The following is an 11,459-nucleotide window of genomic DNA, read 5'->3' on the forward strand; positions in this document are numbered from 1 at the left end:
GCCTACCGCTTGGCGGAGCGCTGGTAGGCCGTACGTGCCCAGAGATAGCCGCCGACCGTCAGGGCGGCGCACCAGGCGAGGGCGATGAGGGCGCTGTCGCCGATCTCCGTGCCCATCAGCAGACCCCGCAGCGTCTCGATGACCGGGGTGAAGGGCTGGTACTCGGCGAACCAGCGCAGCCCGTCGGGCATGGACTCCGTGGGAACGATGGCGCTGCCCATGAAGGGGAGGAACTGCAGGGGCAGGGGTATGTTGCTGGCGGACTCGGGGGTCTTGGCCATTAGGCCGATCGCCGCCGCGACCCAGGTGAGCGCCAGCGTGACCAGGGCGAGCAGAGCGGCGACCGCGAGCCATTCGACGGGGGTGGCATCCGGCCGGAAGCCGATGAGCAGCGCGATGACGATGACGAAGGCGATGCTGATCAGCGTCTGGATCACACTGCCCACGACATGCCCGGTGAGGAAGGACGCCCGGGAGATCGCCATGGTGCGGAAGCGGTTGACGATGCCATCGGTCATGTCGACGCAGATGCCCACCGCGGTGACCAGGGCCCCGGAGGTCGCGGCCATCAGGATGATGCCGGGCGCGACATAGTCGATATATCGATCGCTTCCCCCGCCACCACTGCCGCCGCCGGTGCCGCCGCCGGACATCCCGCCGATTCCGGCGCCGAGTGCCCCGCCGAAGGCGTAGTTGAACAGCAGCAGCATCAGCACGGGCATCGCCACGACGGAGGCCGTCATGGAGGGATAGCGCTGTGCGTGCTTCAGATTGCGGCGCAGCATCGTCAGCGAGTCGCGGGCGGCGTAGGACAGGGCGGTCATCGGATGCTCTCCTTCGCGGCACCGGCGGGCTCGCCGGAGCCGGAGTGGCCGGTGAGGGTGAGGAAGACGTCGTCGAGATCGGGGGTGTGCACGGTCAGCCCCTCGGGCTCGATCGACGCGCCGTCCAGGACGGCGAGGACGGCCCGCAGGGTGGGGACGCCACCGTCGCTGGGGACCTGAAGGGTGAGCGCTTCGCGGTCGGGTGCGGCGACGCCGAAGAGGCCGGTGGCCGCGTCGAGTCCGGCCGCATCGGCGAACCGGAGGCGGATGTGGCCACCGGGGATCCGGCGCTTCAGCTCCTCCGCGGTGCCCTCGGCGACCAGCGTGCCCTGGTCCAGGACGGCGATGCGGCCGGCGAGTTGGTCGGCCTCGTCCAGATACTGCGTGGTCAGGAAGATGGTGACGCCCTCGTCCGCGACCAGGCCGCGGATGATCTCCCACATGGTGCGGCGGCTGCGCGGATCGAGTCCGGTGGTGGGCTCGTCGAGGAAGATGACGCGCGGATCGCCGACCAGGGTCATCGCGAGGTCGAGCTTGCGGCGCATACCGCCCGAGAAGGTGACAACGGGCTTGCGGGCGGCCTCGGTGAGGTCGAAGCGGCGCAGCAGTTCGGCGGCGCGCCGTCGTCCCTCGCGGCGGTCCAGATGGTGCAGATCCGCTATGAGGAGCAGGTTCTCCTCGGCGGTCAGCAGATTGTCCACGGCCGAGAACTGCCCGGTGACGCCGATCGCGGCGCGTACGCCATCGGCGTCGCCGACCAGATCGTGGCCCGCGACCCGGGCCTGGCCGGAGTCGGCGGATATCAGCGTGGAGAGGATCTGCACGGTGGTGGTCTTGCCCGCGCCGTTGGGCCCGAGCATGGCGAAGACCGTGCCCTCGGGGATGCTCAGGTCGATGCCCTTGAGCACCGGCTTGTCACCGTAGGACTTGGTCAGTCCGGTGGCCGTGATCGCCGCCGGACGGGCGGCTGTGCAAGACGCGGTCATGGCGGTCCTGTCTCTTCCATGGGCTGTCATGGGCTGTGAGTCATCGGGGTGCGGGAGGGTCATCAGGCGCGGCGGATCACGATGTCGCCGAACGCGGTGCGGGCGCGGATCTCGACCGTCTCCTCGGAGGCTTCGGGACCCTCTGCCGGTCCGAGGGTGGTGTGCACGGTGCCGAACCGGGTGTGGACGTCGAGCCAGGCGGCGGTGGACTCGCGGACACCGACTTCGACATCGCCCGTGGCTGCCTGGAGCGCGATCTGCCCGCGCACCGCCTCGTCGATCCGGATGCTGCCGTTGGCCGACTTGGCGTCCACTCCCGCGTGGGCGACGCCGACGGCGATGAGCCCGTTGGAGGAGGTGGCCTCCAGCTCACCGGTGACCTCGCCGACGACGGTGTCCCCGTTGCCGTTCTTGACCGTGGCCGCGCCCCCGACCGTGCCTATCTCGACCCGGCCGGAGCCGACGACATCGGCCTCTCCCGTGGTGCGGGCCAGGCGGACGTCGCCGTGCGAGGTCCGGAGATGGGCGGTCGCCGCCTCGTCGACCTGGATGTCGCCGAGCGAGGTCTTGACCCGGCAGTCCCCGAGACGGCCCTCGCAGAGGAAGTCCGCCAGCGGGGAGGTGGCCCGGAGGTCCGAGCCCGCCGGGAGCTCGATGGTCACCTCGATCGAGCCGGGCTTGCCGAACAGGCCGCGCTTCTTGGGCCCCTTGACCAGCAGGCTGCCGCCCGAGCAGCTGACCTTGGTCTGCTCGGCGGCCTGGATGTCGGCCTCCTCGGCGGCGTCGTGCGGCCGGACCTCGACGACCGTGTCCAGGCGCTTTCCGGCGGTGATCCGGGCGGCGCCCATGTCGAATTCCAGGGTCACGGAGATCGGTTCGGGTGTGTCGAAAGCAGGCATGGCTGTCCCGTCCTCATGGCGGTGGTACGCGTTCCCGCTGGTCGCGCGGGTGAGATGGAATGTGGTGCGCTACTGCCGCGGAGTCAGCGGACCCAGCCCTTGTAGCTCTGCCGGCCCTTGGGCCGGCCATGAGCGGCCGCGGCCGGGCGGGCCCGGTCGGCGGGCTCGAGCGCGGCGGCGGCGGCCCGGACCAGCCAGGCGTTGACCGAGAGACCCTCGGCTCCGGCGGCCTCCTCGACCCGGGTCTTGAGATGGGTGGGGAGGCGGAGGTTGATGCGCGCCGTGCCGCCCTCGTCGGCCTCGGCGGGGACCGGCGGTATGGGCGCCTGGGCGGCACCACCCGGCAACTCCTCCGGCTCCTCGGCCTCCTCGTACGCCACCGCGAGCGGCGGGGGTGTCACCACGAACTCGGGGTCGAGCCCGCGCAGCCGAACATCGACCGAGCCGGGCGCGAGCTCACGGGTCACCTCGTCCATGGCGGCGGACAGGGCGTTGAGCAGGGTGAGCCGGACGGCCGACTCCAGAGGTGTGGTGAGCCGCTCGGCCAGGGCGCGGGCTTCGTCGCCGCCCGCGTCCGCGGCCACCGCGAGCTCATGGCGGAGATTGTCGACGTACCGGGTGAGGTCCATGGCACCATCTTGGCACATCTTTGGCACCACGTCGAGGCATTGTGGCATCGCGTGTGCCATCGATGGCATCACCATGGCTCCAGGCGTGAATATCCCCTGGTCACAGCCTCATCGCGCGGCACCAAACCAGGCACCAAACCAAGCGCCACGCCATGCACCACGCCACGGAAAGCCGTTGATCACGGCTCTCCGGCGCGGGCGCGGCGGCGGGCCTCGCGGGCGATGGGGAGATAGCGGAGCCGCTCGGGCAGCAGCGGGACCACCACCCGCGCGGCCCTCCCGAACCACCGCAGTCGCCGCTCCTGACCCCGCGTCCACTCCAGCCCGATCGCCTCCCGCGCGTCCGGCGGCATCAGCCCGACGGTGAGGAACGCGCGGAAGCGGGTGAACAGCGGGCGCAGCAGCGGCCACAGCGGACGGAGCGGCAGCGCGTCCGGCGCGGGCACGGCCGCGTCGGACGCGGCCAGTTCACGGGCGACGGCGGTCGGCTCCAGCCGTTCCCGCACCATCGCGTGGTAGTAGGGCCAGAACTCCTCGACGGATCCCGGCATCTCGCACTCGTCGATGCCCAGCACCCGCCCGATCCGCAGCCATTCCCCGTACAGCTGCCGCTCCTCGGCCGCGGTGAAGGGGCGGGTGCCCAGATAGCGCTGGGCGCGCAGATAGACGGGATAGCCGGTGGCGTGCACCCACGCGTAGACGGGCGGGTCCAGCGCCCGGTAGGGGCGGCCGTGCGCGTCCACACCCTGTATGGGCGCGTGGAGCCTGCGCAGCCGGTCGCCCTCCGCCTCGGCCTCCGCGCCGCCGTACACCCACAGTTGCGCCGACCGCAGGGAGCGCTCCCCGCGCCCCCAGGGGTCGGTGCGGAAGACGGAGTGCTGGTCCACGCCCGCCCCGACGGCCGGATGCGCCACCTGCATGGTCATCGCGGCCGGCAGGGCGAGCACACTGCGCAGCTCCCCCGCCACGGCCCACAGGATGCCGCCCGCAAGGGGCGGATCGTGGCCTTCGGCGGTGTGGCGGGGGCTCTGCGTGCTCATGGGTCCATCGGTGGTGCGGTTACTTCCCTCCTGTTCCAGTGTGCGCGCTCGCGCCGCCGTCGAGCGGGCGCAGGGTGAGCGTGTAGTCGTAGGCGCCGTCGGCCTTCACCCGGTACTGGTCGCGCACCGGGTTGGGGGTGTCGCCCACGCCGGTGACCGCGTGGTCGGCGTGCAGGGTGTTCCAGCCGTCGTTGCGCTTGAGGAAGTGCGGGTAGGCGGCGCGGTCGAGTTCGTCGTACGCGCTGGCGCCCGCCTCCAGGTCGCCGGAGACCAGCAGTCCGGCGCCGCCGCGGTCGGTGAGGGACGCCCAGCGCACATCGTCGTGGTTGCCGTGGTCCTGGGGCTTCAGATACTCCACGTACTGGTCCTCGACCGAGGAGGACCAGACGCCCATGGGGGTGCCGTCCTTACGGTCGTTGAGGTTCTCCACCGGTCCGCGTCCGTACCAGCGGAAGGTGCCGTACCGCTCGGGCACCTTCAGCTTGAGGCCGATCCTGGGCAGATAGGGCAGGGTGCGGAAGTCGCCGCGCGCCTCGACCTGGTGCCGGATCCGGACCTGGCCCGCGCCGTCGACCCGGTAGGCCACGGTCTGGCCGAAGGACGCGCCGGTCACATCGGGCGCGGCGGCCGTGGAGCGGACGGTGACGGTGACCGTACCGTCGTCGCCGGGGGTCACCTCAACCCCGTCGACGGTGGTGCGCAGCCGGTCAAGACCCAGGGAGCGCCAGCGCTTGCCCTCGGCGGTGCCCCAGTCGGAGCGCTCATTGCTGATCGGGGCGCGCCAGGCGTCCAGTTCGGGGCCGGAGCGGAGCAGTTCGCGGCCCGCCACGCGCATCGAGGTGAGCGTGCCCTCCTTCTTGCCGAAGGTGTAGCGGAAGCCCTCGCCGCTGACCCGTACGGCCTCGCCGCTCTCGACGGCCTTGGCGGGGCTTTCGGCGACCGGTGCGGGGGCGGGCTCGGGCACCTTGTCGCCGCCGACCGCGAACTGGCCGAAGGAGACCACATGTCCGGCCTTGGCCCAGTCGGTGTCGTGGGCAGTGACGGCCTGGACGGTGAGGTGGCGCTCGTAGCCGCCGGGGTTGGCGGGCGGGGCCGGGAGCTGGACCGTGGCGCTCTCGCCGGGCCCGACGTCCAGGGCGCGGGTGCCGTTGGCAACGGTCCGCGTGCCCTCGGTCACCGTCCAGCGCAGCCGGAGGTCGTCGGTGCCGGTGAAGGCGCGCTCATTGGTGACCTTCACCTTGCCGGTGCGGGCGCCCTCGCCGCCCGGGTCGGTGATGCGGATGAGCGCCTGCGCCCAGGCCAGTTGCGCGGTCTCGGGCTCCGGGTCGCGGTCGGCGGTGACCAGGCCGTCCACACCGGATTCATAGAGCCCGTAGGAGAGATAGCTGCCCTTACGGGTGAAGTCGTCGAAGTTCAGGGCGATCAGGGCGTCGCGCTCGGGGTCCTGGCCGGCCGCGAGCCGCTCCGCGCCGAGCGCCGTGTCGTAGACCCGGACCTGGTCGATGGTGCCCTTGGCGGTCCGGCCGGTCCAGCCGTCCTCCATGGTGTCGTTGTTCCGGCCGACGCCGAGGTCGAAGCCGGTGTAGTCGATGTGCCCGCTCCACTCGGTCTTGGCGCGCTCCTTACCGTCGGCATAGAGACGCAGCGCGCTGCCGTCGTAGGTGCCGGTGACCCGGTGCCAGGCGCCGGTCCAGCCGTCGGGTACGGGGGCGGTGACGGTGCGGGGCTTGCCGCCGCTGGTGATCGTGAATTCGAGGGTGTCCTCGTCCTTCATCCGCAGGACGTACTGGTCGCCCTTGCTGACGATGGTGAAGTCCCCGGTCCAGGGCTCGGCCGGTTTGACGCGGGCGTCGAGGGTGACGGCGGTGCCGGTGAGGTCGAGCTTCGGATCGCGGTAGGTCTCCACGAAGTCGTCAAGACCGGACAGATACAGCGCCTTGCCCTTCCCTCCGTAGCCGTCGACCACCTTGGGCTTGCCGGACAGGGAGGCGGCGATGTCATGGCCGGAGGAGTCGGGGGTGGTGATCAGCGGACGGCGGATGTTCTGCTCGGCCCAGTCCCAGATGAAGCCGCCCTGGGCGCTGGGGTAGGCGCGCATCACCTCCCAGAACTCGCGGAAGTTGCCCAGGCTGTTGCCCATGGCGTGGGCGTACTCCCCCATCACGATGGGCTTGGTGAAGGTCTTGGCCTTGGTTTCCAGGGAGGCCGGGGTGGGGTAGCGGGGCCCGGCGATGTCCGCGTAGGGAGCGTCGCCGTCGGGGCTGTTGGACTGGTGGTAGAGCGGGCGGGTGGGCTCGTTCGCCCGGGTCCACTTCGCCATCGCGTAGTGCGCCTTGCCCAGCCCGGCCTCGTTCCCGGTGTCCCACATGATCACGCTGGAGTGGTTCTTGTCGCGCTCCACCATGCCCTGGTGGCGCTCGAGGAACGCCTTCTGCCATTCGGGGCGCTCGGCCAGGCAGTCGTCCGGGCAGTTCTCGTGGCTGTGGGTCTCGACCTCCATCTCGTCGTCGATCAGGATGCCCTCGCGGTCGGCGAGCTCATAGAGGTACGGGTCCGAGGGGTAGTGCGAGGTGCGGATCGCGTTGACGTTCAGCCGCTTCATCAGCCGGATGTCCTGCTCCATCCGGGCGCGGGTGGCATGGCGTCCGGTGGCGGGGTCGGTCTCGGCGCGGTTGACGCCACGGATCAGGATCCGCTTGCCGTTGAGCCTGAGCTGCTTGTCCTTGACCTCGATCTCACGGAATCCGACGCTCTGGCGTACGGTCTGGATCGCCTTGCCCTCCGGATCGCGCAGGGTGAGCACCAGTGCGTAGAGGTTCGGCGTCTCGTCCGACCATTTGGCGGGATTGGTGATCTGCCCGGTCAGCTCCGCCTTCCCGGCCTTCTCCTCGGCCGTCAGCCGCCGTACCTCGCGCCCCTTGGGGTCGTAGAGCACACCGGTGACCTGATGGGGTCCGCTCTTGTCGCTTCCGGTACGCGCGATGTCCACTTCGGTGCGCAGGGTGGCGTCCCGGTAGGAGGCGTCGAGATCGGTGGTGACGTACGCGTCCTCCATGCGGGTCGTCGGCGTGGAGTACAGCGATACGGAGCGGAAGATGCCCGCGTAGCGCCACTGGTCGTAGTCCTCCAGATACGAACCCGCGCTCCAGCGGTGCACCTGGACGGCGATCCGGTTGGTGGCGCCGGGCCGCAGATAGTCGGTCACATCGAACTCGGCGGGCACATAGCCGCCCTGGTCGTAGCCGACGTAGTGGCCGTTGATCCACAGGAACCAGCCGGAGGTGACCCCGTCGAAGCGGATCACCTGCCGCCGCCCGTCCCAGTTCCGGGGCACGGTGACGTCCCGGACGTACGCCCCGGTCGGGTTGGTGTCACGGGGCACCTTGGGCGGATCGTCGGGCGCCACCTCGCTCTGCACATTCCGGAACACCGGATGGTCGAGGTCGTCGGTCTGCCAGGTGTGCGGGACCTGGACGCGCTGCCACGCCGAGGCGTCGTAGCCGTCCTTCCAGAAGCCGCCCGGGGCGTCCTCCGGCCGGTCGGCCAGGGCGAACCGCCAGGATCCGTCCAGGCTGCGCTCCCACCGCGCGCGGTCGGGCCCGTCCGGCCGCAGCCGGGTGTGCGGGGGCTCCTGGCCCTCGCCGGTGCGCTCCGGGTCCTCGAGATAGGTGTGCACATCGGCGGGGAACTTGCCCGCGTCCGGCGACCTCCCGAGGGCCGTGTCCGCGGCCGTGAGACCGAGACCGACGGCGGTGGTCATGGCCAGCACCGCCCCGATCAATCGCCGTATTCGATACCTGCCGCGTTCCGAGCTCAATCCGACCCCACCTCACAGATTCGGAAGAAAACCAACACAGCTGAACGGCGTCGCACGCTATTCATCGGTAAAGAGAGCGTCAACAGGTCCTACCGATCCCGGTGTTCACCGTGTGGCGGTGGGAGGTTTCACAGCGATGATGTGACAGCAATACTGATGAACCCGATCGGGCAGCAGCACAGCGGAGCAGGACGACGCGGAAGCGAGGCACGACCGATGACCACCCCCGGCACCGAGGAACCCACCCTCACCGTCGACGAGCTGGCGGCCCGCGCCGGGGTGACCGTGCGCACCGTGCGCTTCTACAGCACCCGCGGGCTGCTGCCGCCACCGGCGATCGGCCCGCGCCGGGTCGGCCACTACGGCTCCGAGCACCTCTCCCGACTGGCGCTGATCGAACAGTTGCAGCGCCACGGCATGACCCTGTCCGCCATCGAGCGCTATCTGAGCCAACTGCCACCGGATCTGAGCGAGGACGATCTGGCGATCCACCGCGCCCTGGTCGCCTCCTGGGGCCCGGACGCCCCCGAGGAGGCGACCCGCGAGCAGCTGGACCGACGGGCCGGGCGCGAGCTCACCGAGGAGGACATCGACCGGCTGGCCGCACTGGACGCACTGGAGCGCACCGACGACCCGGACCGGTTCCGGATCGACCCCAAGGTGCTCCATCTGGGGCTGCGGCTGCTGGAGGCGCCGATCGAGCTGGAGACGATACGCACGGCCCACGCGGTCGTCCTGGAGCACACCCGCTCCGCGGCGCGCGAGCTCAGCCGGCTGTTCCGGGACGAGGTGTGGGGGCCCGAGCGCGATCACGAGTCCGGGAGCGGACCGCAGCGGATGCAGGCGAAGAAGTCGCTGTCGGCCCATATGCAGCCGCTGGTGGTGGAGGCGCTGGTGATCGCGTTCCAGCGGTCGATGAAGCAGGAGCTACGGGCCTGGTACGGGCAGGACGCGGACTGAGCGGGCCCGGGGAGGGCGGCGCGGCGGCCACCCCGGGGGAAGGGGCTGGTCAGGGCCGCCGGTGAAGTGGGCGGCTCGACACCGTCTCCTACGGCCGCGACGCCGATCCGCGTCCTACCGCCGGTGAGTGGTCGCCGACCGCCGGTGAGTGGTCGCCGACCGCCGGTGAGTGGGTCAGCGGCCGCCGGTCAGCGCGGCGGCCAGCTCGTCGGGGCGGGCGGCGAACGGCGAGTGGCTGCCCGGCAGCGGCCGCACGGTGAAGGGCTGATCCGGCATGGCCGCGTCGGCCTCCGCGATCATCAGATCCTGCATCGCGGGGGTGCACGCCCAGTCCTCGGCGCACCGGATGAAGGTGCGTGGGATCCGGCCCCACCGCTCCCGGGTCAGGGTGATCGGGGTGGTCGGCACCGCGAAGGGCAGATCCGGGCTCAGGGCCTGGTACCAGCGGGCGAAGGACTCGGCGGGGACGTCGTCGTAGAAGGCCAGCCGCAGCTCCTCCACATACGCCGGATCGGCGGAGCACGGATTGATCCGGAACGCGCCGATGGCCTCCGGGTCGCCCAGCATCAGCCCCTGCCCCCGCGCGGTCGCGGTCTGCTCGGGGGAGGTCAGGTAGTCGGCGAAGCGCGGGCGCCCGGCCGGAACGAAGGACGACAGATGGATCAGCTCGTCGACGAGCTCGGGCGCCCGCTCCGCGGCCAGGGACGCGGGGGCGCCACCGGCGCTGTGCGAGACCAGGACGACCTTCGGATACCGCCGGACCGACCGCAGCGCGGCGACGACGGCCTCCGCGCACTCCTCCAGGGTCACCCCGGCCAGCGCCGACTTCTCGGTCGCCAGACCCGGCTGGCCGGGCAGGAGGAGACCCGAGGGCAACGGGGCCTCGAAGCCGTGCCCCGGCAGATCGACGGCGAGGCTCGCCGCGCCCAGCCGGGCCAGGGCGCGCTGGGTGGACGCCCACTGCCAGGAGGCGTGCCAGGCGCCGTGGACCAGCACGAACACGGTGCCGGACGGAACCGGGCCGGGGTGGGAATCGGTGAGAGGGGTTCTGGGGCTCGTGGCACTCATGGGGACAGTCCACCGGCACGGCCAGGCGTTATCCACCCTCATATCTGACCACCCCGCCGCCGATATCTCCTGGATATCGCCTCGGCTATCCTCGGCCCGATGGAGTCACGTCATCTGCGCTACGCCCTGGCGCTGGCCGAGCATCAGCACTTCGGACGGGCGGCGGCCGCCCTCGGCATCGCCCAGCCCCCGCTGTCCCAGCAGATCGCGGCGCTGGAGCGGGAGCTGGGCGCGCGGCTCTTCGACCGTACGGCGCGCGGGGTGTTCCCGACCGCCGCGGGCGAGGCGTTCCTGGCCAGGGCGCGCCGGGCGCTGGCCGAGATGTCGGCCGCCGTGTCGGACGCGGGCCGGGCCGCCCGGGGCGAGACGGGGCGGCTGCGGCTCGGCTTCATCGGCTCGGCACTGCTGGAGCTTCTGCCGTCCGTGCTGGGCACGTTCATCCGCGACCGCCCCGAGGTGCGGCTGGGGCTCCAGGAGATGTCCACCCGCCGGTCCACGGCGGCGCTGCTCGCGGGCGAGCTGGACCTCGCCATCGGGCGCGGTGCGCCCCGGGGCGCCGGTGCCGAGGATCTGGTGTCGGTCACGGTCGGCCGGGACCATCTGGTGGCGGTCGTCGGGGCAGCCCATCCCTTCGCCGGGCAGGCCAAGGTGAGCCTCGAGCAGCTCAAGGGGCAGCATCTGATCGTCGCGCCCGCGGAGGAGGAGCCGACGGTCGCCGCCTGGCTGGCCGGGCTGCTGGGCGAGGGCGCCGACGTGCCCGCGCGGGCCGGTGGGGTCACGGAGGCGTGGGACGCGCACACCATCATCGGGCTGGCCTCGTGCGGGGTCGGGGTGGGGCTCGGCCCGGCGTGTCTGCGGGTGGCGGCCCGGCCGGACGTCCGGGTGTGCGAGGTGAGTCCGCGGGTGGAACTGCCGGAGCTGGTGATGTCGTTCCGCGCCCACGACCGCTCCCCCGTGCTGGCGGCCTTCCTGGACATCACCCGGGAGCGGTGCCCGGGGGTGGCCGAGCGGCTCGAACGCCGTCTCGGCGCACGCTGACGGGCCGGACGGACCGGCCGCTGACGGGCCGGACCGGCCGGCCTGTCAGCGGCGTGGGAAGCGGTGTGGGAAGCCGTACGAACGGCTGGCGCCTGCGGCGGGCCGCGGCCCCCCCCCCCCCCCCCCCCCCCCCGGGGGGCCCGCCCCCCCCCCCCCCCCCCCCCCGGCCGCGGGCGCCCCCCCCCCCGCCCCCCCCAG

General features: G+C 71.8%; 9 protein-coding genes. 2 read left to right on the forward strand and 7 right to left on the reverse strand.

All coding sequences use genetic code 11. The features are described 5' to 3' along the window. Nucleotides 1-2: 2 nt before the first annotated feature. From ACFXB5_RS49220 to ACFXB5_RS49245, 6 genes are all read right to left on the reverse strand, one after another. A complete protein-coding gene (locus tag ACFXB5_RS49220) occupies nt 3-824 on the reverse strand; it encodes an ABC transporter permease (protein WP_385221460.1) in 822 nt (273 codons plus the stop codon). Beyond that, nucleotides 821-1,810 (reverse strand): ATP-binding cassette domain-containing protein, encoded by a 990-nt coding sequence (locus tag ACFXB5_RS49225; protein ID WP_385221463.1) that lies wholly within the window; start codon nt 1,808-1,810, stop codon nt 821-823. Before ACFXB5_RS49225 ends, ACFXB5_RS49220 begins: the two co-directional genes overlap by 4 nt. A gap of 62 nt (nt 1,811-1,872) precedes the next feature. Continuing rightward, the gene (locus tag ACFXB5_RS49230; protein WP_385221466.1) at nt 1,873-2,709 is read right to left on the reverse strand and encodes a DUF4097 domain-containing protein; all 837 of its coding nucleotides are present in this window, start codon (nt 2,707-2,709) and stop codon (nt 1,873-1,875) included. A gap of 83 nt (nt 2,710-2,792) precedes the next feature. After that, nucleotides 2,793-3,338, reverse strand: coding sequence for a hypothetical protein (locus ACFXB5_RS49235; protein ID WP_385221469.1), 546 nt, complete (start codon nt 3,336-3,338; stop codon nt 2,793-2,795). 179 nt (nt 3,339-3,517) lie between these two features. Further along, nucleotides 3,518-4,378 carry an oxygenase MpaB family protein gene (locus ACFXB5_RS49240; protein WP_385221472.1) on the reverse strand — a complete coding sequence of 287 codons (861 nt, stop codon included), beginning with the start codon at nt 4,376-4,378 and terminating at the stop codon, nt 3,518-3,520. A gap of 19 nt (nt 4,379-4,397) precedes the next feature. After that, nucleotides 4,398-8,138, reverse strand: a complete 3,741-nt coding sequence (locus ACFXB5_RS49245) for a glycoside hydrolase family 2 TIM barrel-domain containing protein (protein WP_385221475.1) — start codon at nt 8,136-8,138, stop codon at nt 4,398-4,400. A 273-nt stretch (nt 8,139-8,411) separates the two neighbouring features. Here ACFXB5_RS49245 and ACFXB5_RS49250 point away from each other — a divergent pair, with 273 nt between their 5' ends. Further along, a complete protein-coding gene (locus ACFXB5_RS49250; RefSeq protein WP_385221478.1) occupies nt 8,412-9,155 on the forward strand; it encodes a MerR family transcriptional regulator in 744 nt (247 codons plus the stop codon). Nucleotides 9,156-9,329: 174 nt separating this feature from the next. Here the strand turns inward: ACFXB5_RS49250 and ACFXB5_RS49255 are convergent, their stop codons facing one another. Continuing rightward, entirely contained in the window at nt 9,330-10,223 is an 894-nt protein-coding gene (locus ACFXB5_RS49255; protein ID WP_385221480.1) for an alpha/beta hydrolase, read from the reverse strand. 99 nt (nt 10,224-10,322) lie between these two features. Here ACFXB5_RS49255 and ACFXB5_RS49260 point away from each other — a divergent pair, with 99 nt between their 5' ends. Continuing rightward, complete coding sequence (locus tag ACFXB5_RS49260; RefSeq protein WP_385221482.1) at nt 10,323-11,261, forward strand: LysR family transcriptional regulator; 939 nt, start codon at nt 10,323-10,325, stop codon at nt 11,259-11,261. The last annotated feature ends 198 nt before the right edge of the window (nt 11,262-11,459 follow it).

The organism is Streptomyces sp. NPDC059455, from assembly GCF_042750115.1.
Lineage (GTDB): Bacteria > Actinomycetota > Actinomycetes > Streptomycetales > Streptomycetaceae > Streptomyces > Streptomyces endocoffeicus.

Coding starts and splice junctions, on each gene's coding strand:
- ACFXB5_RS49260 (WP_385221482.1), top strand. CDS start 10,323: ATGGAGTCACGTCATCTGCGCTACGCCCTGGCGCTGGCCGAGCATCAG.
- ACFXB5_RS49235 (WP_385221469.1), bottom strand. CDS start 3,338: ATGGACCTCACCCGGTACGTCGACAATCTCCGCCATGAGCTCGCGGTG.
- ACFXB5_RS49250 (WP_385221478.1), top strand. CDS start 8,412: ATGACCACCCCCGGCACCGAGGAACCCACCCTCACCGTCGACGAGCTG.
- ACFXB5_RS49240 (WP_385221472.1), bottom strand. CDS start 4,378: ATGAGCACGCAGAGCCCCCGCCACACCGCCGAAGGCCACGATCCGCCC.
- ACFXB5_RS49230 (WP_385221466.1), bottom strand. CDS start 2,709: ATGCCTGCTTTCGACACACCCGAACCGATCTCCGTGACCCTGGAATTC.
- ACFXB5_RS49220 (WP_385221460.1), bottom strand. CDS start 824: ATGACCGCCCTGTCCTACGCCGCCCGCGACTCGCTGACGATGCTGCGC.
- ACFXB5_RS49255 (WP_385221480.1), bottom strand. CDS start 10,223: ATGAGTGCCACGAGCCCCAGAACCCCTCTCACCGATTCCCACCCCGGC.
- ACFXB5_RS49225 (WP_385221463.1), bottom strand. CDS start 1,810: ATGACCGCGTCTTGCACAGCCGCCCGTCCGGCGGCGATCACGGCCACC.
- ACFXB5_RS49245 (WP_385221475.1), bottom strand. CDS start 8,138: ATGACCACCGCCGTCGGTCTCGGTCTCACGGCCGCGGACACGGCCCTC.